Raw genomic sequence first — 22,012 nt, 5'->3', positions numbered from 1 at the left:
GAACAAGATGAAACGTACAACATATTGTGGAAATGTATCTAAAGAATTAGTCGGCCAGACGGTCACACTCAAGGGCTGGGTACAAAAACGCCGGGACCTTGGTGGGGTAATCTTCGTTGACCTGAGAGACCGTGAAGGCTTCGTTCAAGTGGTTTTCAACGTAGAAAATTTAGGGGACCACTTCGACCAAGCGGAAAAATTACGGTCTGAATATGTCATCGAAGTGACTGGTGACGTCATCAACCGTGACGAAGACATGGTTAACCCTAAGATTAAGAATGGGGACATCGAAGTCATGGTCAAAGAATTGACTATCTTAAACAAGGCTAAGACCCCACCATTCATGGTAGAGGACGACATCGATGTGAACGATGATATCCGCTTGAAATACCGCTATGTGGATCTCCGCCGCCCTGAAATGAACGCTAATATTGTTTTACGTGCGAAAGTCACCCAAGCCATCCGCCGCTTCCTTGAAAAAGAAGGCTTCTTGGATATTGAGACCCCTTACCTGACCAAGTCAACACCAGAAGGCGCCCGCGACTACTTGGTTCCTTCCCGTGTCCACCCTGGTGAATTCTATGCTCTGCCTCAGTCACCTCAGCTCTTCAAACAATTGCTAATGGCTTCAGGTATGGACCGCTACTACCAAATCGTTCGTTGCTTCCGTGATGAAGACTTGCGGGGGGACCGCCAACCAGAATTTACCCAAGTGGACTTGGAAACCAGCTTCCTCAGCCAGGAAGAAATTCGTGAGATCGTCGAAGCCATGCTTAAAGATGTCATGAAAGAAACCCGGGGCGTTGAAATTACCGAAGACTTCCCTATTATTTCCTATGATGACGCCATGAATTATTACGGGACAGACAAACCCGACACCCGTTTCGGCATGAAATTAGTGGATGTATCGGACGTGGTCAGCCAGTATGAATTGAAGGTCTTCAACCAAGCCATCGAAAATGGCGGTATGGTCAAAGCCATCAATGTCAAAGGTGCAGCTGACCAGTACTCTCGTAAGGACTTAGACGGCTTAACTGACTTCGCCGGCACATATGGTGCCAAAGGGGTCGCTTGGATTAAGGTCAGTGAAGAAGGCTTGACTGGTCCGATCGGTAAATTCTTCAAGGAAAATCCGGATCCACTTGTTGACCGTCTCCAAGCAGAAGCAGGGGATATCCTCCTCTTCTTAGCTGACAAGGCCAGTGTGGTCCACCAATCCCTGTCCGAAATTCGCTTGAAATTTGCCCGCGAACTAGGATTAATGGACAAGAACCAATTCAACTTCCTCTGGGTCGTAAATTGGCCACTGCTCGAGTATGATGAACAAGAAGGCCGCTACAATGCCATGCACCATCCCTTCACCATGCCTAATGAAGAAGATCTCGACAAGTTAAGCAGCCAACCGGAAGAAGTCTATGCCCAAGCCTATGACATCGTCCTCAACGGCTATGAAATCGGGGGCGGGTCCATCCGTATCCACCAAAAAGATATCCAGGTCCAAATGTTAGAAGCATTAGGCTTCAGCGAAGAGAGCGCCAATGAACAATTCGGCTTCTTACTGGACGCCTTGGAATACGGCTTCCCACCACACGGCGGCTTAGCGATTGGTCTCGACCGTTTAGTGATGCTTTTAGCCGGCGAAGATAACATTCGTGAAGTCATGGCCTTCCCTAAGAATGGCCGCGCCTTCGATCCATTGACAAATGCGCCTAGTGAAGTTTCCCAAGACCAATTAAACGACTTGAGTCTTGAAGTGACTCGCATCGATGTGGACTAAGCTACAATTTAAGTGTCAAAGGAAGGAGAGCTTGTAAATGAAAGCCAAATCATGGATTTTGGTCATTGTGGCTGCTTTACTCTTGATTCTCGGACTTGCTAGCCGCCGACAAAGCCAAGAGCGACTTAAAGAAGTCAATTGGGAGGAATTGAGCAAGCCCTTTGCGGGTAAGGAAGAGGTCCTTGAGAGCGGAAATTCGAGTCAACGGATTGCCGTCCTCAAGGTGGAAGGTACCATAGCGGATACAGGCGATGGCTCTAGCTTGCAAGGGACTGGTTACCGCCACCAGGAAGTCCTGGACCAGATTGCTGACCTCAAGGAAGACGACAGCGTCAAAGCCTTGCTCCTAGTTGTTGATTCGCCAGGTGGGACCACCTACCACAGCCAGGAACTCTACCGCGCACTTAATGACTTAAAAGACGACCGCCAGCTGCCCATCTATGTTAGCATGGGATCGATGGCCGCCAGCGGGGGCTATATGATCTCCATGGCAGGGGATAAGATCTTTGCCGATAACAATACAACTACCGGCTCTATTGGGGTCATCATGTCCTCGCTCAATGTCAAGGACTTCATGGACGAGCACGGCTTCAAGATGGAAGTCTACAAGTCTGGTGACCAGAAGGATATGGGCAGTCCCTTCAAGGATGCTTCTGACGAAGAGAAGAAGATCTTTGATGGCCTGATCAAGGAATCCTACGACGAATTCGTCCGCATTGTCGCGGATGGGCGAGGCATGGATGAAGACCAAGTCCGCAAATTAGCGGATGGGCGGGTTTATTCCGGCAAGCAGGCGAAGGATAATGGCCTCATCGATGAGATGGGCTACCAAGCCGACGCCTTAGCTGCCCTCAAAAAGGACCAATCCTTAGAAGAAGCTGAAGTCGTTGATGTAACACCTAAGGCTTCCGAAATGGACTCCATCCTCGGTCTCTTCTCCAAATCCTTGGATCTCAAAAGCGTCATCCCTAACTGGGACACTCTCCAAGGCCAGGCCCTCCACCAAAACACCCCTCAAGCCTACTATCTCTACGGAGGTGTTTAAAGATGGCCAAGGAAAGAGATGACAAGCTCCAAGGACCTCTGCCCCAACTCAATGACCAGCTCTACCACGGCCGTTTAGAAGGGGAGGCAGAGGCTATCCGACATGATAAGCAAAAGAAGGCCCAGAAACTATCGGGCCAAGACCTACTCATGTCCTACCGCCGCCATGTCGACCGCAACCTAGTCAACGGCTTTAGCCGCAAACTCTATGCTGGCTTTTGGATCCGGCTCTGGGCCTTTCTCGTGGACCTGATCTTTGTGGGGGCCCTCCAAGCCATCCTCTTGGCCTGTGTCCTGACCTTTCTGCCTGATGCCTACCTGGTTCAGTGGCCCTTAGTAAACTATTTAGCGTGGCAGTTAGTTTTAGTGGTCTACTTTAGCCTGGCCTCATATCTATTAAACGGCCAGACCCTGGGCAAGGCCCTCTTCAAGCTACAAGTTGTTAAGGCGGACCAGTACCGCTTGAATTTTGGCACTTGTTTTGTCCGCGAGGGTTTAGGCAAGCTGATCCTAAGCAATTTGCCCATTCTCGGCCTCTTTGTGGTCGTTACGCCTAAGCGGCAGAATTTCATGGACTTCTTTACCGACACCAATGTCGTCGCCCTAGACCAATTCCGCTTCCTCTATGAAGAGAATCGGATTTAAGCGATAAAAAGGCCGCCTAGTCACTGTTTAAGTGTGACTAGGCGGCCTTTTTTTAATCTTCAACCTCTTTTTCTTGGAAATTGAGGAACATGAGAATGAGGGTGGCGGTTTCTTCGATGCTCCGGTCGGCAACATTGATGACCGGGCAGCCGAGTTCAGCGTAAATCTGATCTGCATAGTCCAGTTCTTTTTGGATACGCTGGTCGTCACTATAGCGGCCCAGCTCCTGGATGCCGTAAGAGCGGAGGCGTTCCCTTCGAAACTTGTTGAGGACATTGACATCATTGGTTAGTCCGATTATTTTTTTAGGGTCAACTTCATAGAGCTCTTCAGGTAAGTGGGCTTCGGGAACTAGGGGGAGGTTGGTGACCCTGTAGCCCTGGTTGGCGAGAAAGAGACTGAGCGGAGTCTTCGAGGTCCGGGAAATCCCTAAGAGGACAATATCCGCCTTCTTGAAGTCAGCGGGGTGCTTGCCATCATCGTTCTTGACTGCGAATTCAATGGCTTCGATCCGCCGGTAGTAGTCCTTATCCAAGGCCTTCTTATTGCCTGGTTTCTGCCGGGGAGCCTGGTCCGCTTCCTTAGCGATATGTTGGACGAGGGGATCGATTAAGTTGTAGTAGAAGAGGTCATTAGCCTCACAGTAGTTACTGGCCATTTCCTCTAATTCTTGCTTGATAAAGGTGGAAATAATGCTAGCCTGGCAGTCTTTAGCTGATTTCAGAATCCGTTTGAGATAGTCCGTATACTGGACAAAGGGAAAGATGCGCACCTTGTATTCGATATTCGGAAACTGGACAAAGGCGTTGTTCAAGGCATCCTTAGCAATGGTTCCCACTGCATCGGATAGGACATAAAAAATTTTTGTTTGGTCTTCACTCATAGACTTCACCCTCCATTGATAGTGGCCCCATTATAGCATAGCTGAGGAGCCGGGCCCAGCCTAAGACAAATGAATTATTAGTCATCTAAGCCTATCCTGTGTTATAATCAGGTCACAAAAGGGGGCTTAATGATGACAAATTTTGTGACGGAGTCCATGGATGAACTCAAAGATGCGGGCTACAAGTATACCCAAAGACGGGCTGATCTCTTAGCGGCTTTTGACCAAGCAGAGGGCCAGTATTTGACCGCTAAAGAAGTCCAACAGGCTATGGAAGACAAGTATCCGGGGATGAGCTTCGACACCATCTACCGCAACCTGAAGCTCTTCAGTGACTTTCATTTCTTAGAAGAAACTGATGTGAACGGGGAAATGTTATTCCGCAAGCACTGCGACCCTGAAATTGGCCACCACCACCACTTCATCTGTGAGAACTGCGGCCGCGCTTTCCCGCTTGAAATGTGCCCCTTGGATTTCTTCTCCGACCAGGTGCCCGGCGCCGAAATCCACAGCCACGATTTCAAGATTATGGGCCTGTGCGCAGACTGCAGTAAGCAAAAGAAATAAGAGGGAAATTCAGGACTAAAGGCTTGAGGAGTCACAATCAAATGGAAAATATAGACGACTTCTATTTCTGCTCCTCATATTAGCTTTAATTCTTTGAAAGCGTAGATAATAGAAGTCATAAAAATCCAGGGGGTGGTTGACATGAAAAATAAATACCATGCTTTTGTGCTAGTGATTGTACTTGGTCTGTTGATTTTCGGATCGCCCTTTTTTCAAGATAAAATTGTCAATTTTATCTTTGGGCTAATTGTTATCTTGGCTAGTGGGGGTCTGATGGCCCTAGCAGAAGGAGATATCAGAAAGAATAGCAGGAAAAATTAATTAACAGCTGTTGCCTTTTGCTCCTTTAGCTCATAACAGTAAATCTCATTTAGAACTTAAATTCAGACTTTATTTTTGTTTAAGAAATTTAAAGAGGCTGGGACAAAAAAGTTCCAACCTCTTTTTAAAAAACGAACTTTTTTCAAAGATCTGTTCCAAAAGTCAGACCTGACATCCACTTCACGAACTATGTCCAATCGTTTGCAAACGATTGGACATAGTTCGTGAAGTGGTTCAGCCCTGAACGACTTTTGTCACACTCTTTTTTAACAACTTAAAATTCTGTCAGGAAATGGCTTTCTTTATTAATTTATGACTATTGAGTGTTATAATGAAACTATCATAATTGGAAAAGGAGATGCGAAAATGACAGAACAAGTTTGGTTAGACGACTCCAAGTCGCCTAAGGAGCGAGCAGAAGCCCTGGTCGCTGCCATGCCTTTAGAAGATAAGATTGGGCAATTGCACGGAGGCATGAAGACCATCAATATCTACAACATTGATATGGAAGCCATCCAGAATTTATCCGAAGAAGAATATGAAGAACAGATGACCCAATTACGGGTGGAACGCCATGTTAAAGAGAATGAAGAATTTTCAATCCCCCGCATGCGGGTGACCAATGGCCCAGTAGGCGTGGGTATGGGGGATGGCTATCCGAGCCCCAAGGCGACTGCCCTGCCGATGACTATCGGGGTGGCGGCTTCCTTCGATCCCCAGTTAGCCTATGAATATGGGGATATTATTGGGAGTGAGACTCGGACCCTGGGCCAACATGTCTTGGAAGGGCCAGCTGTTTGTCTTCACCGCCTGCCCATTTCAGGTCGGAACTTCGAATACTTCTCAGAAGATCCTTATCTCAGTGGACGCATGGGGGTAGAAGTGACCAAGGCTATCCAGAGCCATGATGTGATCGCTATGGGTAAACACTTCGTCCTCAACGACCAGGAAGATGAACGCTTCCGCCACAGCGTGGAAGCTTCCGATCAAGTCATGCGGGAGCTCTACTTGCTGCCCTTTGAAATGTTAGTGAAAGACGGCAAAATTTCTTCAATTATGAGCTCTTACAACCGGATCCGTGGGGTCTATGGGACGGAATACCGGGAAACCTTAACCGAAATTCTTCGCCATGAATGGGGCTTTGAGGGCTATGTTCAGTCCGACTTCTGGTCTACCCGGTCAGCTGCCCCTTCGCTCAACGCTGGACTAGACTTGGAGATGCCTGATGCCAAGTGGTTCAATGAAGAGAATATCAAGGCGGCCCTTGAAGACCAAAGCCTGGAAGAAAAGACTATTGACCGGGCTCTTATCCGTCGCTTTACCCAAATGTTCCGCTTCAACCAGTTCGATTGGGAATATAATCCTGGTGAAATCGATGCTAAGGGCCATGGCGAACGCGCTCGTAAGATCGGTCAAGCTTCAGCTGTCTTGCTCAAGAACGATAAGAAGCTTTTACCTGTGGATCCTGCTGACTACGACCACATCCTCTTGGTTGGTCAAGAGAAATTCGCTGGCCAAGCCTGCAATGGGGGTGGGGGTTCTTCCAAGGTTGAACCAATCTATACTGTTAAACCTGAAGACGGTTTGAAAGATGTTCTGAGTGACCTAGGGGCTAAGACTGAGCTCGAGACCGTAATCGTAGCAGATAATCTCTCGAATATTGAAGAGGCCCTGGCAAAGGCTAAAGAGGCTGACTTGGTCATTATTATGGCAGGAATTGTGGCTTCTGAAGGCTTTGACCTGGCCAAACCGAGTCTGCCTAACCAACAAGATATCATGGTGGAACAGCTCCTTGCGGTCAATTCCCAAAGTATCTTAGTCCTAAAAGATTCGACTCCCGTCCTCATGCCTTGGATTGATGACGCCCACACCGTCCTTGAAACCTGGAACCAGGGGACAGAAGATGGCCATGTGGCAGCTGACTTAATCTTTGGTTTAGCCAATCCTTCAGCTAAGGTGCCAACCACTTATGCTAAGCGCGAAGAAGACTTGCTCTACTACGACCATCCTGAACGCCATCCGGGTGTGGATGAAGGGGACGGCTATCCTGTTATCCGTTACTCAGAAGGGCTTGAGATGGGCTATCGCTGGTACCAAGCCAATGACATCGAACCGCTCTTCCCCTTCGGCTACGGTTTGTCCTATACCGACTTTGAAGTGACAGATGTCGAGTTGAAGCGGACAGAAGACCAAGCTAAGGATGCAGCTTTTGAAGTCACAGCTACCGTCAGCAATACCGGCGATCGTGACGGGGCCGAAGTGGTCCAAGTTTACCTTGGCATCCCACAAGACCAACAGCCACCTAAGCGCTTGATCGCCTTCCAAAAGGTTCAGCTAGAAGCTGGTCATTCAAAAGCCATCTCCATCACTATCGATCCTAAGGGAAGTCACCATCCGCTATCCGTATGGGATCGGGGCGCCCATGATTTTGTGATTCCAAATGGTGACTTTACCCTCTACGTCGGCACCTCCAGCGAAGACAATAGCGCTAGCTTTAACTTCACCATTGAAGATTAAGAGTGTGCCTGGTGGCTACTATAGGTGGTAAGCGCCTAAGGCATAGGCTAGCAGAGGGCTAGACTTGTTCTTAGTTCTCTAAATCTTTAATAAGTAGCTTTAAAAGACCAATGGATGCCCAGCATGCTGATAGGAAAAGATTAATTGATAACAAAAAGGCTCCCCGTCAATTGAGTGACGGGGAGCCTTTGCTTACTTCATTTAGACTTTTTTTGCTTCTTTGAGCTCCGTATGTTGATCTTGACCGGGGTGACCAAAGAGCCATTTAGCAATAATTGGGGTGAGGATACTTGAGATCACAACCCCGAAGGCAATCTGTGCGGTCGCTGCATCCACATAGGCTTGGTAGGCCGGATTGGTCGCCCCAATTAAGGCTGGAACAGAGACTGACATCCCGGCGATGGTCGACATGGCGAGAGAAGTTACGCCATCCTTCTTTAAGACATAACGCTCAACGAGGACTAAGATCACAACCATAGGAATGTAGAAGAGGAGGGTGAGGAGGATCCCTTGTCCGCCTGCTTTGAGGGCATTGACCAGGTTAATATTAGCTCCGAAAGCCCAACCCATGAAAGGAAGGGAGAGGGCCGCCCCGGGCTTGAGGAAGTCGGCCAATTTCTGGTCGGTATTGCCGATAATGACCCCGAGGATAACTGGGATCAGGGTGGAAATAATCGGCATCCAGTTAATAGGGGTTGCCTGGGAAACAGAGAAAACTAACATGGGATAGGCTGGCGTACAGAGGACAGCCAGTAAACCGAAGGCAGCGGAGTCGCTTTCCGTCCCATATTCTTCTTCTAAGGCTAAGAAGAGGGAGGGGTTGGTCGATGCGATAGTTGTAATATAGGCAATGGCAGAGATGCCGAAGATACCTGGCAAACCAAAGAACTTGAAGAAGAGGAAGCCCAGTAGAACATTCAGAATAATTTTACAGAGGATCAAAATCCCTTCTTTTTTGAGGACCACCCGGATGGTATTGAGCTTGAGGGTTGTGCCGGAACACAAACAGGCAAAACCAATAATATAGTTCAAACCTTTCGAGGTAAAGAGGGCCTCCGTTGCCCCACCAATTTCAAAAAGGCCGGGGAAGAAGGTACAAAAAAGAGCGCTGATCAGCATCGGAACTAGGAGCAGGCCGCCCGGTACCTTTTTCATCAATTTAAACATGTCCATCTCTCATTTCTATCACTATATTTTTAATTAATTATAACACAATGCCTTCAAAATTGTTGTAATAAAAGGGATAATCGCTGTTTTGAAAAAAACTTCAAGTAAAAATTGACGGAAGAGAAGAAAAAAGCTATAATGAACGATGTACATTTTCAATGGGAAAATGACAGGTTGAAACGAGGGGAGGTATTGTTCATGTCAAAAACTGTAGTTCGTAAAAACGAATCTCTTGATGATGCTCTTCGTCGCTTCAAACGCACGGTTTCTAAGTCAGGTACTTTACAAGAAGCACGCAAACGTGAATATTACGAAAAACCATCAGTTCGTCGTAAGAAAAAATCGGAAGCTGCTCGTAAACGTAAATACTAATTTATATATGAGCTGATAGGAGGCGAATTCATGGCACTTATTGATGAATTAAATCAAGATATCAAACAAGCCATGAAAGCTAAAGATAAGACAGCCTTATCTGTCTTGAGAATGCTTAAGGGTTCAGTTCAAAACGAAGAAATCAACGAAGGCGGATCTTTAACTGAGGACCAGGAAATGACCGTGCTTTCTCGTGAGTTGAAGCAACGCAAGGACTCGATTTCGGAATTTCGGGCAGCCGGTCGCGAAGACTTGGCTGAGAAGACTGAAGCTGAACTAGGCTATGTTGAAAAGTATTTACCTGAGCAATTAAGCCGCGATGAGATTGAAGCAGTAGTTAAGGATCTTATCCAAGCTACTAATGCCCAATCCAAAGCTGACTTTGGTAAGGTAATGGGCCAGGCAGTTGCTCGCATGAAAGGGCAGGCTGCGGGGGCAGAAATTCAACAAGTCGTCAAAGAATTATTAAAATAATTCCAAAAGGCAGGTCAACTGCCAAAAGAAAGCTGGAGCTCTTGTTCCAGCTTTTTTCTTTGCTCAGGCTGATGACTTAATTTCATTCGTATTTTAGGCGGATATTTGGTATACTTTGAAGTAAATAGAAGAAGGAGGCCGTGCACATTTGACAGCAGCAGATGCGACATACACTTACCAGATTGATCATCCAGACATTGCCCAACAAATTTTTGGCAGCCAGGACCGCCATTTAGCTTTCTTGGAGCGGAGCTTTGAGGCAGAAGTCTTTGCCCGCGGAAATGAGGTCGTGGTGAAGGGGGAGGAAGGCCCGCAGATTATTGATTTAATCAAGACGCTAGAAGGCCTACTGCTCAAAGGCCAGATGCTTGAAGAAGCTGATATCGTGACCGCTATCAAGATGGCCAAGAAGGGGACCCTGTCTTACTTTGTCAACCTCTACGATGAAGCGATTGGGAAAACTTATGACGGTAAGGAGATTCGAGCCAAGTCAGCCGGTCAGAAGCGCTATGTCGATGCGGTGAAGAAGCATCCGGTAACTTTCGGGGTTGGACCAGCAGGGACTGGGAAGACCTATCTAGCTGTGGTCCTGGCTGTATCTGCCCTGAGAAAAGGGGAAGTCAAACGTCTTGTTCTGACCCGGCCTGCCGTTGAAGCAGGGGAGAGCCTGGGCTTCTTGCCTGGCGACTTGAAAGAGAAGGTCGACCCCTATCTCCGGCCTATCTATGACGCCCTCTACGCCATTTATGGTGTGGAGCAGACCGAGCGATTGATCGAGCGTGGAGTCATTGAGATTGCACCCCTGGCTTACATGCGGGGACGGACCCTGGACGACGCCTTTGTCATCCTCGATGAGGCACAAAATACAACCATTGCCCAGATGAAGATGTTTTTAACCCGTCTCGGCTTCGGCTCCAAGATGATTGTCAACGGGGACCGGACTCAGATTGACCTTCCGCGCGGCGTCAAGTCTGGTCTGATCGATGCCCAGCACAAGCTGCAAGATCTCTCCGATATTGCCTTTGTCTCCTTTGATACGTCGGATGTGGTCCGCCATCCCGTCGTGGCTGCCATTATACAAGCCTATGAAAACTAAGATTAAATAAAAAGCAGGTGACGCCATGTTAACAATTGAATTTACGGATAAAACCCAAGCCCTTAAGCCCGAGCACTGCCAAATGGTCCAAGAGCTCTTAGCCTATGCCAGTGACTACCTGGACTTAGCTGACCAGACCGAGATGTCAGTGACTATCGTAGATGATGAAGAGATCCACCAGATCAATAAGACCTACCGCGGTGTGGACCGGCCGACTGATGTGATCAGCTTTGCTATCAATGATGAAGTAGCGGATGAATTTGAAATCCTAGAGCTTCCTGAAGGCATGCCTTATGAACTAGGGGACCTCTTCATTTCTTTAGACCGGGTCAAGGCTCAAGCTCAGGAATATGGACATAGCTTTGAACGTGAACTTGGCTTCTTGACCGTCCATGGCTTCCTCCATCTCAATGGTTATGACCATATGACGGAAGAAGACGAGAAAGAAATGTTTGCTTTGCAAAGAGAGATTCTAGATAATTATGGACTCAAACGATCAGAATAAGGAACAAGTCGGCAAAAACCGCCACTTCCTAGGGGCCTTGGGGCATGCCCATGACGGCCTACGCTTTGCCCTCCACCATGAGCGGAACTTTCGCTTCCAATTGGCCATGGTTCCCTTGCTGGGGGCTTTGGGCCTGTACCTCGGCTTAAAGCCCACGGAATGGGCCTTGCTCGCCCTAGCTTGTGGCCTGGTCCTTTTGGCTGAACTCTTCAATACTAGTGTGGAATGGCTCTGTGACCTGGTGGTGGGGGACCACTTCCACCCCTTGGTCAAGACCATCAAGGATGTCGCGGCAGGAAGCGTCCTCTTGATGACCCTAGTAGCTATATTTGTCGGTTTTGTTATTTTTGGTTCCTATATTCTTTAATAAAGTGAGGAAAAATTTTGAAGGAAAACACACATGATACATTTAAATCAGGCTTTATTGCCATTGTCGGTCGTCCCAATGTGGGCAAGTCGACCCTGATGAACCAAATTGTCGGCCAAAAAGTCGCCATCATGAGCGACAAGGCCCAGACAACCCGCAATAAGATCCAGGCTATCTACACCAGTTCCGACAGCCAGATGATCTTTATTGATACACCGGGGATCCATAAGCCCAAGAATGAGTTAGATGATTACATGCTCCAGAGTGCCTACCAGGCTTTAGACGAGGTGGAAGCTATTCTCATGCTGGTCAGTGCGGACGAAAAGATCGGACCGGGTGACCGCTTTATCATGGACAAGGTCAAGGATCGGGAGAGCCCCGCTTTCCTAATCGTCAACAAGACCGATAAAGTCTCTGAGGAAGATTTGGCGGCTTATATGGCCGATATTCCTAATCCAGAAGCCTTTGAGCAAATTATCCCCATGTCTGCCCTGAATTCTGGCCAGGTGGAGGGCTTAATCGCTAAGCTGGAAGACTTATTACCGGAGGGCCCCCAGTATTATCCCGAAGACCAGCTGACTGACCACCCTGAATACTTTGTGGTCAGTGAATTGATCCGGGAACAAATCCTACAGAAGACCCGGGAAGAGATTCCCCATTCGGTGGCCGTCACTGTGGATAAGATGCAAAAGGACGAACTGGACCGGGTCCATGTCTATGCCAATATCATTGTCGAACGCAAGTCCCAAAAAGGGATTATCATCGGCAAGGGCGGCAAGATGATCAAGTCGATCGGGACAGGAGCTCGCAAGGAAATTGAAAACTTGCTAGGGTCCAAGGTCTTCTTGGAACTCTGGGTCAAGGTCGAGAAGAAGTGGCGGGACAAGAAGTCCCTGCTCAAGGAATTTGGTTATAACACCAAGCAGGATTATTAGAAGCTAGAGGGGATTTTTTGCAGGCGGAAGAATTTGCAGGAATTATTCTATTTACACGCAAGCACCGGGAGAAGGACATGCTGGTCAAGATCTTCACCCGCGAATACGGCAAGCGGATGTTTTTCCTCCGCAATATCCAAAGGGCCAAGAATCCTCTGCGACCAGCTGCCTTTGCCTTTGTCCGCGGTCACTTTATCGGTCAGGTTAATGCCTCGGGCCTGAGTTTCCTCAATGATGTCCGGGACAGCCTCTTTCCCCGCTTGACGACTGCGGATATTAGCGTCAATGCCTACGCCAGTTACATGACGGGGCTCCTGGACGCAGCACTGGAGGACGGGGAAGTTAATGCGATTCTCTTTGATTCGCTCTGGCAGGCTCTCGGACAGCTTGAAGCAAGCAAGGATCCAGCCGTCGTCGCCAATATTTTTGAACTCCAACTCCTGCCCCAATTTGGGGTGGTTCCTAATCTCAAAGCCTGTGTCTTCTGCGGCCAGGCAGATACGGTCTTGGACTATTCCATGAAGTATGCGGGTTTTTTGTGCCAAAAGCACTTCGACAAGGATCCCCGCCGCTTGCATTGGACGCCGCGAACGGCTTATCTGGTCCAACATTTGAGCCAAGTCAATCTCAGCCGCCTGGGGTCTGTCAGCTTGGGAGAAGCTAATAAGCGGGCCCTCCGCTCAGCCATCGATGACCTCTACGAAGAATATGTGGGCATTCATTTAAAAAGTCGGTCCTTTATCGACCAGTTGGAAAAAATGATAAACCCTCTTGACGGTGAGGAGGGAAATCGAGTATAGTAAACGTATATATCGCATGCAAAGATAACCGAATAAGGAATTCCCTTTTTAGCGAGCCTAGTTAGTGAAAGTAGGCAACGAATTCTAAGGCAGGTTAGAGCATGTCCTGTTAAAGAGTGCCGGCGCTTTGCCGGAAATAGGGTGGAACCGCGATTGAATCGTCCCTATGCACTATTTTTTAGTGTATGGGGCTTTTTTGTTTGTTAATTTAAATAAAAGAAAAGAGGAGAAGACAAGATGAACCAAGCAGCCAATACCTTACAAGGGATGATTTTAACCTTGCATCAGTTCTGGTCCGAGCAAGGCTGCCTCATTCTGAATGCATATGATACGGAGAAGGGAGCAGGAACCATGAGTCCTTATACTATTCTCCGGGCAATTGGGCCGGAGCCATGGAATGCTAGCTATGTGGAACCCTCCCGCCGGCCAGACGATGGCCGCTATGGGGAAAACCCTAACCGGCTTTACCAACACCACCAATACCAAGTGGTGATGAAGCCCCATCCCGATAACATCCAAGAGCTCTACATCCAGAGTCTGGAACGTTTGGGCCTTGATGCCAAGGACCACGATATTCGCTTTGTTGAGGACAACTGGGAGAACCCTTCTATGGGCTGTGCCGGCCTAGGCTGGGAAGTGTGGATTGATGGGATGGAAATCACCCAATTTACCTACTTCCAACAAGTCGGGGGCTTAGATTGTCACCCAACCACCTGTGAAATTACCTACGGACTCGAGCGCCTAGCTTCCTACATCCAAGGTGTCGATAGTGTCTACGACCTGGAATGGGGCGGTGGCGTGAAATACGGTGAAATCTTCAAACAACCGGAGTATGAACATTCCAAATATACCTTTGAAGAATCGAATTATGAAGAGCTCTTCAAGATGTTTAACTTCTACGAAGAAGAAGCCCTCAAGCAAATTGACAACAAGCTGGTTCATCCAGCCTATGACTATATTTTGAAGTGTTCCCATACCTTCAACCTTCTGGACGCGCGCGGGGTGATTTCGACAACCGACCGCCAAGCCTATCTGAGCCGGATCCGCAACATGGCCCGGCAAGTAGCCAAACAATTTGTCGCCAACCGCAAGGCCCTGGAATATCCATTATTAAGCCGGGAAGAAGCGAAAAAATTATTAGAGGAGGACGCAGCTAATGAGTAAGCAGCAGTATTTATTAGAAGTTGGTTTAGAAGAAATGCCCGCCAAATACGTGCGTCAAATCAGCCAACAATTCCAAGACCGCGTCGCTAACTTCTTAACTGAAGAGCGATTGACTTATGACGCTATTAAGGCCTTTGCCACTCCTCGCCGTTTTGCGGTTTTAGTGGATGGTTTAGCCGATAAGCAAGCTGATTTTGTTGAAACAGCTAAGGGCCCTTCAGAAAAGATTGCCAAGGATGACCAAGGGGAATGGACCAAGGCTGCCCAAGGTTTTGCCCGGGGTAAGGGCTTATCGACTGACGACCTCTATGTAGAAGATGGTTATATCTATGCGGAAATCAAGGAAGAGGGGAAGCCCAGCCGGGAAATTCTGCCTCAAATCAGCCAATGCATCACGCAGATGACTTTCCCTGTATCCATGTACTGGTCTACCCATCGCAATTTCAAGTACATTCGGCCCATCCACTGGTTCCTCTCTCTCTTAGATGATGAGGTCCTACCTTTTGAAATTTTGGGCATCCAAGCTGACCGCTATACCCGCGGCCACCGCTTCCTCGGTCATGACCAATTAACGATCGACAAGGCTTCAAATTACGAGAAACTCCTGGAACGAGACTTTGTCATTGCTGACCAGGATAAGCGTAAGGAAGTCATTGTCCAACAGATTAAAGATCTCGCTCAGGCGGAAGACGTCCAAGTCAGTCAAGATGAGGCCCTCCTAGAAGAAGTCACTCAAATTGTAGAATACCCAACCGCCTTTATCGGCAGCTTCGATGATAAGTACCTGGCCCTGCCTGATCCTGTGCTTATTACCTCGATGGCCGAACACCAACGTTACTTCTATGTGTCCGACCAAGAAGGTAACTTGCTGCCTAAATTCGTGGCCGTCCGCAACGGTAATGAAGAAGGGCTAGAAAATGTCCGCCACGGAAATGAAAAAGTCTTGGTGGCCCGCTTAGAAGATGGTCTGTTCTTTGTGGAAGAAGATAAGCAAGAATCGATCGATGACTTCGCTAAGCGTCTCAGCCATGTGACCTTCCACGCTGAAATTGGGACCATGAAGGAGAAGATGGACCGGGTCAGCCAAATCGCTAAGCTCTTATACAGCCATTGGACCATGGAAAACCTCTTTGCCGACTACTTATCGACTGACTTTGAGCCCTTGATTGAGCGGACCGGAGCCATCTATAAGTTCGACTTAGAAACTAATATCGTCAATGAATTTTCTGAACTCCAAGGGATTATGGGCGAGTACTATGCCAGAGAAGCTGGCGAGGCAGAAGAAGTTGCCGTCGCTATCCGGGAACACTACATGCCGATCGCTTCTGATGCGGCATTAGGCCAATCAGCCCTGGGGATTCTCTTCGCCATTGCCGATAAATTAGATACGATTATTAGCTTCTTTAAGATTGATCGGATTCCTTCTGGCTCAAACGATCCCTTCGCCCTGCGCCGGCAAATGATCGGAATCGTTCGTCTAATGGCAACCGAAGAGCTCCCCTTCGATTGGGATAAGGATCTGAAAGCTATCTTAGAGGCCATTTACCCATCCGATGACGACCAAGTTGCCTTGGCGGAAGCAGTCTATACCTTCATGTTAGAACGCTTGAAGAATGTTTTGGAACAAGAAGGTTATGCCCGGGACATTATCCAGGCTGTTTTAGGGTCTGCTAGTCACGGCATCAACCAAAAACGTGCAGCCGCTAAAACCTTAGCTGGCCATCATGAGGATGAAGACTTCAAGACTGTTATCGAATCTTGGAACCGGATCCTAAATCTCAAGGATAAAATGAAAGAGTTTGATATTGACCAAGTCACAGTCTCAGCAGACCTTCTGGAAAGCGAGAGCGAAGAGGCCCTCTACCAGGCTGTGGATAGTCTCTACCTAGTGGATACGCCAGCTGACTACTACCAAGCCTTGGCTGAACTGGCACCGCTTATTGAGCAATTCTTTGAAGACAATATGGTCTTTACCGATGATGAAGCGGTTCGTAACAACCGCCTGGCTCTCCTAGAAAAAATTGGTCAGCCAGTCAAAGTACTTGCCAATACCAAGGAACTCCTAATAAAATAAGAAGTGAAATAAAGAAAAAGAAGAGAAAGGAGGCAAAAGATGTCAACCTTTTATGATTATGCTAAAATTTGGGTGAAAGCCGGCAAGGGGGGCGACGGCCTTGTCGCCTTCTTGCGTGAAAAATACCGGCCCGATGGTGGCCCTGCTGGTGGCGATGGAGGCCGCGGTGGCGATATTATATTCCAGGTGGACGAGGGGCTAAGGACCCTGCTCGACTTCCGCTATAACCGCCACTTTAAGGCCAAAGCCGGCCAGAATGGCATGACTAAAGGCCGTTATGGACGGGGCGCAGAAGACCTCATTGTTGGTGTTCCCCCAGGCACTATTGTCAAGGATTTTGATACGGGCCAAGTCTTAGCCGACCTGGTAGAAGAAGGTCAGGAAGCTATTGTTGCTAAGGGTGGCCGGGGTGGCCGGGGCAATATGAAGTTTGCCACTCACAATAACCCCGCCCCTGAAATTGCAGAGAATGGGGAACCTGGTCAAGAAAGGACCCTGCAATTGGAACTCCGGGTCCTAGCTGACGCTGGTTTGGTAGGTTTTCCTTCAGTAGGGAAATCAACCATCCTATCCATTGTTAGTGCTGCTAAACCCAAGATTGCTGATTACCATTTCACCACCCTGTCACCAAACTTAGGGGTTGTTGATCTGTCCGACCAACGTTCCTTTGTCCTGGCCGATTTGCCGGGCCTTATTGAAGGAGCTGCGGAGGGGATCGGTCTCGGTTTTCAGTTCTTGCGCCATGTGCAACGGACCAAGGTAATTCTCCATGTTGTGGATATGGGAGGCTTTGAGAACCGCGATCCCTTCGAGGACTATGTGGCCATTAATGAGGAATTGAAGACTTATGACGAGACGATCTTAGAGCGGCCAACTATCATTGTCGCTAACAAGATGGACATTCCCGAAGCGGAGCTCTATATTGAGGAATTCCGGGAGAAGTTAGCCGCATACTTTGAGGAACATTTTCCTGGTCGTGACTTGCCGGAGATCTTCCCGATTTCGGCCATTAGCCAGTCTGGCTTGAAGGACTTAATGGAAGAAACTTACCGCTTGATTCAAGAAGAAGAGGTCCGTCTGGCTCAAATCGAAGCTGAAAAAGTCGATGAAGTCGACCAAACATACAAGCTTTACCAAATCGAAGCTGAAGAACCCTATTTCAATCTGTCCTATGACCAAGCCGATAAGATGTTTGTCTTATCCGGCGACCGGATTGAAAAAGACTTCTTGATGGCCAATCTTGAATATGATGAGAGCGCCCTGCGTTTTGCGCGCAAGCTTAAGCACCATGGCGTCGACCAAGCCTTGGTTGATGCTGGAGCCCAAGCCGGGGATATCGTCCGCATTCGAGACTATGAATTTGAGTTTTTTGATTAAGGAAGATGCGATAAATACTGGGGTAGGGCGATGAGACTGGGTGCTGATGAGGCAGTTTGGTCCTAAGACCTACCCCTCTTTTATCCTCATCCTGGGCTGTGCCAAGAGGCATTTAGAAAGGTTTTTGAATTGGAATTACATTTTTTAGGAACAGGAGCTGGTGTGCCGAGTCGTCAACGCAATGTGTCTGCTCTAATGCTTAAGCTATTGGATGAAATTAATGAGATGTGGCTTTTTGACTGTGGGGAAGCCACCCAGCAGCAGATCCTCCAGACCACCCTTAAGCCAGGCAAGGTCAGTCGGGTCTTTATTACCCACCTCCACGGCGACCACCTTTATGGACTACCGGGCTTTTTAAGTTCTAGGTCCTTCCAAGGTGGGGCAGAGCGTCCCTTGACAGTCTACGGGCCTAAGGGCTTGAAGCAGTATGTCTGGACTGCGCTGAAAGTGTCCCAGTCTAAGTTGAACTACCCTCTAAAGATTGTGGAATTAGAAGGGAAGGGCCTGGCTTTTGAGGATTCTTCCTTCAAGGTGAGCTATGGACCTCTTGACCACGCCGTAGAATGTTTTGGCTACCGGGTGGAACAAGCCGACCAAGAGGGGGAACTCTTGGTTGATAAGGCCCGGGCTGCCGGAGTTCCGAATGGGCCCCTCTTAGGCAAGCTCAAACAGCGGAAAAAAGTGACCTTGGAAGATGGACGCGTCCTCGATGGCAATGACTTTGTCGGCGATAAGCAGGCGGGGAAGACTGTCACTATTTTTGGCGATACCAGGCCTTGTGACCAGGCCCTGAGCTTGGCTAAGGATGCGGACGTCTTGGTGCATGAGGCCACCTATGAGGCGGGCGAAGAGAAGATGGCCCACCGTCATTTCCATTCGACTGCCGCCCAAGCGGCCAAGCTTGCCAAAGAAGCAGGCGTTAAGCAGCTCTACCTGACCCATATTTCCTCACGCTATGTCACGGCGCCCCAGATCAAACAATTGGTCCAAGGTGCCCAAAAAATCCACCCTCAAAGCTTGGTGGTTAAAGATTTTGACCAGTTTCAGATCAAGTAGAAAGTAGGGAGATACTTGCTTAAAGCAAACTATGATTGGAAAGTAAGATCTGACCAGTTAACAGACCAAGACCTGGAGACTATTGCCCACTTAAAGGAAGCGGTAGACCTTCCTGAATTGATGGTGAACTTGCTCTACCAGCGGGGCTTCCAAGATGAAGCCACTATTCATGGCTTCTTGGACGAAGAGCCTGTCATCCACGACCCCTTCCTCCTATCCGACATGGACCGAGCAGTGGACCGACTGATGGCTGCCATTGAAGCAGGCGAGGCCATTTTAGTCTATGGGGACTATGATGCCGATGGAATTACGGCAGCTACCATCCTCGTTGAGAGCCTGGAGAATATGGGCGCCAATGTCCATAGCTACCTACCGGACCGCTTCGTGGATGGCTATGGACCCAATATCGAGGTTTACGATTACTATATCAAGCAAGGGATCCAAGTCATCCTTACCTGCGATAACGGGGTCAAGGGCCATGAAGCGATTGCCCATGCCCAAGCCCAGGGGGTGGATGTGATTGTTACCGACCACCATGAAATCGGTACTAGCTTACCCGAAGCCTTTGCCATTGTCCATCCCCGCCATCCCGACCAGGACTATCCTTTCGATGACCTGAGTGGCGCAGGGGTGGCCTTGAAGCTGGTCCAAGCCCTAACTGGAGACTTACCCGTCGATCTCTTAGACCTCTGCGCTATCGGGACAGTAGCGGACTTAGTCAGCCTCACTGATGAAAACCGGTCCTTGGTCAAGTTGGGCATCCAAGAGCTTAAGCAGACCCAGCGTCTCGCCTTCATCCGGCTCTTTGAAAAACTGGAAATTAACCGGTCGGCAATTGATGAAGAGACCATCGGCTTTAAGATTGCCCCTCGGCTCAACGCCTTAGGGCGGCTCTCCGATGCCAACCTAGGCCTTAGACTCTTGATGAGCTTCGATCCGGATGAAGTGGACCAACTTCTCCAAGAAATGGAAGCCATCAATGACGAACGTCGCGGCCTAGTCGACCAAATCGAAAGAGAAGCCCGGTCTCAAATTGACCAGCGCGATGATTTGGACGATATCTTGGTCTGCTGGCAGGAGGACTGGCATGAGGGCGTCTTGGGTATTGTCGCCAGCCGCCTGGTTGAGCGTTACCAACGTCCTTGCATTGTCCTTAGCCATAAGATTGACCAGGATGTCTACAAGGGATCTGGTCGGTCGATTGAGGGCGTCAACCTCTTTGATCTACTGAGCCAAGTCGACGACCTCATGCAAGCCTTTGGGGGCCACGCTATGGCAGCAGGCTTGACGGTTGCGGGTGAAAACTTTGCAAACTGGCAGTCCCAGCTCCAAGCACTCAGCCAGACTATCCATGAGATGGTTCAAAAACCTGCGCCCTTGGTCCTAGATGGCCGCATCCAGCCGGAAAGCATTAGCTTGACCAGCCTCGAAGCCTTAGACCGCCTGAAACCTTTTGGGACGGATAATCCGAAACCTAGCTTCTTGCTTGAAGCCGGTCCTTTGAACCGGGTCCAGCAGATTGGCCGCGACAAGCAGACTTTGAAATTAGGCTTAGAGGAGGCGCCTGACCTGGCCCTGATTGGTTTTCGCATGGGAGACTTGGCCCGCCAGCTCGCTGTTGGCAATAATTTAGAGGCTGCCGTTGAATTGAATATTAATGAGTGGCAGGGCAAGCGCTCGTCCCAGGCCCTTTTGATTGACTTGAGGGTGGATGAGGCCAGTGTCATTGACCTCCGCCAAGCCCGGGCCCGGGAAGAGGTCTTTGCGGTTAAAGAAGCCTTCTATCTCTTCCAGGACCCCAAGTACTTGGCAGCCTACCGCGACCAAATTCCTAGCTCGAGTCGGGCCATTTTGGTCGATGAATTGGACCAGGATCAAGGCCTAAGCTACCAGCAGGCCGTCCTCTTTGACTGCCCCTTGGTTCTAGAAGACGTGCGTCGCTTTGTTCAAGGCCAAGGGATTAAGAACCTTTATCTCTTTGCCTATTCGCCCAAGCAGGTCTACTTGAATGGCTTGCCCCAGCGCGAGGATTTTGAGCGCTACTACCGTTATCTCTTGGGCCATCCCCAACTCCCGCTTAAAGGACAGACAGGTGTCCTAGCTTCTTATCTCAAACTCGCTGAAGGACAGCTCATCCTGATGACGGATATTCTTGAGGAAGCGGGTCTGGTCGCTTGGCAAGGACAGACCCTTCACATTTTGCCTGTCCAAGGCAAGGTCGACTTGAAGGCCTATCTGACCAAGTATGAGCAATTATTAAACAGTGAACAAGTTTTGCTTTATAATGATATTGAATCAATTACGAGCTACTTTTTTGCGCCAGAGCCAGCCAGTGCACCATAAGGAGGAAATTATGAATTTTGAAGACTATATTGCTAGTATTGAGAACTATCCTGAAGAAGGAGTGACTTTCCGCGACATTACCCCTCTGATGGCTGATGGGGAAGCCTTCCACGCTGCCATTGACCAGATTGTCCAGTTCGCTCAGGATAAGCAAGTCGATATGATTGTCGGACCAGAAGCGCGGGGCTTTATTGTGGGCTGTCCCGTGGCCTATCAATTAGGGATCGGCTTTGCGCCCGCTCGTAAGAAGGGCAAGCTCCCCCGCGACATCATCAGCGTAGACTATGGATTAGAATACGGGGAAAATACCCTCCAGCTCCATAAAGATGCTGTTAAGCCCGGCCAGCGCGTCCTCATCGTCGATGACCTCCTAGCAACCGGAGGCACCATCCAAGCCACCACCCAATTAGTAGAAAAACTCGGCGGCCAAGTCGTCGGCGCAGCCTTCATTATTGAACTAGAAGCCCTCAAAGGCAGAGAAAAAATCCCCAACCTAGACATCTTTAAAATACTGACTTATTAGAAAAG

General features: G+C 48.8%; 21 protein-coding genes. 19 read left to right on the top strand and 2 right to left on the bottom strand.

The features are described 5' to 3' along the window. Positions 1 to 7: 7 nt before the first annotated feature. The 3 genes from aspS to QP339_RS00430 are packed head-to-tail and all read left to right on the top strand — an operon-like array spanning position 8 to position 3,466. A complete protein-coding gene (gene aspS, locus QP339_RS00440; protein ID WP_284909947.1) occupies positions 8 to 1,777 on the top strand; it encodes an aspartate--tRNA ligase in 1,770 nt (589 codons plus the stop codon). A 37-nt stretch (positions 1,778 to 1,814) separates the two neighbouring features. Beyond that, positions 1,815 to 2,822: a signal peptide peptidase SppA gene (sppA, locus tag QP339_RS00435; protein ID WP_284909946.1), complete on the top strand. Its 1,008-nt coding sequence runs from the start codon at positions 1,815 to 1,817 to the stop codon at positions 2,820 to 2,822. Between the two features lie 2 nt (positions 2,823 to 2,824). Next, on the top strand, positions 2,825 to 3,466 hold the full coding sequence (locus QP339_RS00430) for an RDD family protein (RefSeq protein WP_284909945.1): 642 nt from the start codon (positions 2,825 to 2,827) through the stop codon (positions 3,464 to 3,466). A gap of 52 nt (positions 3,467 to 3,518) precedes the next feature. Here QP339_RS00430 and QP339_RS00425 read toward each other — a convergent pair whose 3' ends face one another. Further along, positions 3,519 to 4,349 (bottom strand): pyruvate, water dikinase regulatory protein, encoded by an 831-nt coding sequence (locus QP339_RS00425; RefSeq protein ID WP_070619599.1) that lies wholly within the window; start codon positions 4,347 to 4,349, stop codon positions 3,519 to 3,521. A 132-nt stretch (positions 4,350 to 4,481) separates the two neighbouring features. On the opposite strand from QP339_RS00425, the gene QP339_RS00420 reads away from it, so the two are divergent. The 3 genes from QP339_RS00420 to QP339_RS00410 all read left to right on the top strand — a co-directional run bounded on the left by QP339_RS00420 (position 4,482) and on the right by QP339_RS00410 (position 7,754). After that, on the top strand, positions 4,482 to 4,916 hold the full coding sequence (locus QP339_RS00420; RefSeq protein WP_070619596.1) for a Fur family transcriptional regulator: 435 nt from the start codon (positions 4,482 to 4,484) through the stop codon (positions 4,914 to 4,916). Positions 4,917 to 5,057: 141 nt separating this feature from the next. Beyond that, on the top strand, positions 5,058 to 5,237 hold the full coding sequence (locus tag QP339_RS00415) for a hypothetical protein (RefSeq protein WP_070619593.1): 180 nt from the start codon (positions 5,058 to 5,060) through the stop codon (positions 5,235 to 5,237). A gap of 366 nt (positions 5,238 to 5,603) precedes the next feature. Continuing rightward, positions 5,604 to 7,754, top strand: coding sequence for a beta-glucosidase family protein (locus tag QP339_RS00410; protein WP_284909944.1), 2,151 nt, complete (start codon positions 5,604 to 5,606; stop codon positions 7,752 to 7,754). A gap of 201 nt (positions 7,755 to 7,955) precedes the next feature. Here QP339_RS00410 and QP339_RS00405 read toward each other — a convergent pair whose 3' ends face one another. Continuing rightward, the gene (locus QP339_RS00405) at positions 7,956 to 8,921 is read right to left on the bottom strand and encodes a 2-keto-3-deoxygluconate permease (protein WP_284909943.1); all 966 of its coding nucleotides are present in this window, start codon (positions 8,919 to 8,921) and stop codon (positions 7,956 to 7,958) included. Between the two features lie 198 nt (positions 8,922 to 9,119). On the opposite strand from QP339_RS00405, the gene rpsU reads away from it, so the two are divergent. The 13 genes from rpsU (at position 9,120) to QP339_RS00340 (ending at position 22,007) form a co-directional block, all read left to right on the top strand. Then, entirely contained in the window at positions 9,120 to 9,293 is a 174-nt protein-coding gene (gene rpsU / locus QP339_RS00400; protein ID WP_070619792.1) for a 30S ribosomal protein S21, read from the top strand. A 30-nt stretch (positions 9,294 to 9,323) separates the two neighbouring features. Further along, a complete protein-coding gene (locus QP339_RS00395) occupies positions 9,324 to 9,767 on the top strand; it encodes a GatB/YqeY domain-containing protein (protein ID WP_284909942.1) in 444 nt (147 codons plus the stop codon). A gap of 148 nt (positions 9,768 to 9,915) precedes the next feature. Continuing rightward, complete coding sequence (locus QP339_RS00390; protein WP_070619581.1) at positions 9,916 to 10,863, top strand: PhoH family protein; 948 nt, start codon at positions 9,916 to 9,918, stop codon at positions 10,861 to 10,863. 25 nt (positions 10,864 to 10,888) lie between these two features. Then, a complete protein-coding gene (ybeY, locus tag QP339_RS00385) occupies positions 10,889 to 11,368 on the top strand; it encodes an rRNA maturation RNase YbeY (RefSeq protein ID WP_070619578.1) in 480 nt (159 codons plus the stop codon). Then, the gene (locus QP339_RS00380) at positions 11,346 to 11,735 is read left to right on the top strand and encodes a diacylglycerol kinase (protein WP_246818946.1); all 390 of its coding nucleotides are present in this window, start codon (positions 11,346 to 11,348) and stop codon (positions 11,733 to 11,735) included. The genes ybeY and QP339_RS00380 overlap by 23 nt, the downstream gene beginning before the upstream one ends. Before the next feature lie 17 nt (positions 11,736 to 11,752). Continuing rightward, positions 11,753 to 12,670, top strand: a complete 918-nt coding sequence (gene era, locus QP339_RS00375; RefSeq protein ID WP_284878744.1) for a GTPase Era — start codon at positions 11,753 to 11,755, stop codon at positions 12,668 to 12,670. A gap of 17 nt (positions 12,671 to 12,687) precedes the next feature. Next, a complete protein-coding gene (gene recO / locus QP339_RS00370) occupies positions 12,688 to 13,470 on the top strand; it encodes a DNA repair protein RecO (RefSeq protein ID WP_284909941.1) in 783 nt (260 codons plus the stop codon). Between the two features lie 237 nt (positions 13,471 to 13,707). Further along, entirely contained in the window at positions 13,708 to 14,634 is a 927-nt protein-coding gene (gene glyQ / locus QP339_RS00365; protein WP_284909940.1) for a glycine--tRNA ligase subunit alpha, read from the top strand. Next, positions 14,627 to 16,708 (top strand): glycine--tRNA ligase subunit beta, encoded by a 2,082-nt coding sequence (glyS, locus tag QP339_RS00360; protein WP_284909939.1) that lies wholly within the window; start codon positions 14,627 to 14,629, stop codon positions 16,706 to 16,708. The genes glyQ and glyS overlap by 8 nt, the downstream gene beginning before the upstream one ends. 39 nt (positions 16,709 to 16,747) lie before the next feature. Further along, positions 16,748 to 18,085, top strand: coding sequence for a GTPase ObgE (gene obgE / locus QP339_RS00355; protein ID WP_284909938.1), 1,338 nt, complete (start codon positions 16,748 to 16,750; stop codon positions 18,083 to 18,085). A gap of 129 nt (positions 18,086 to 18,214) precedes the next feature. After that, positions 18,215 to 19,141, top strand: coding sequence for a ribonuclease Z (gene rnz / locus QP339_RS00350; protein WP_284909936.1), 927 nt, complete (start codon positions 18,215 to 18,217; stop codon positions 19,139 to 19,141). A 15-nt stretch (positions 19,142 to 19,156) separates the two neighbouring features. Further along, a complete protein-coding gene (gene recJ, locus QP339_RS00345) occupies positions 19,157 to 21,484 on the top strand; it encodes a single-stranded-DNA-specific exonuclease RecJ (protein WP_284909935.1) in 2,328 nt (775 codons plus the stop codon). Positions 21,485 to 21,494: 10 nt separating this feature from the next. Further along, positions 21,495 to 22,007: an adenine phosphoribosyltransferase gene (locus tag QP339_RS00340; RefSeq protein WP_070619550.1), complete on the top strand. Its 513-nt coding sequence runs from the start codon at positions 21,495 to 21,497 to the stop codon at positions 22,005 to 22,007. Positions 22,008 to 22,012: the final 5 nt, after the last annotated feature.

This window comes from Aerococcus sp. UMB7834 (genome assembly GCF_030215145.1).
Taxonomy (GTDB): domain Bacteria; phylum Bacillota; class Bacilli; order Lactobacillales; family Aerococcaceae; genus Aerococcus.
Note: the sequence above shows the minus strand (reverse complement) of the source record. Positions and strands in the feature narration are given on the sequence as shown.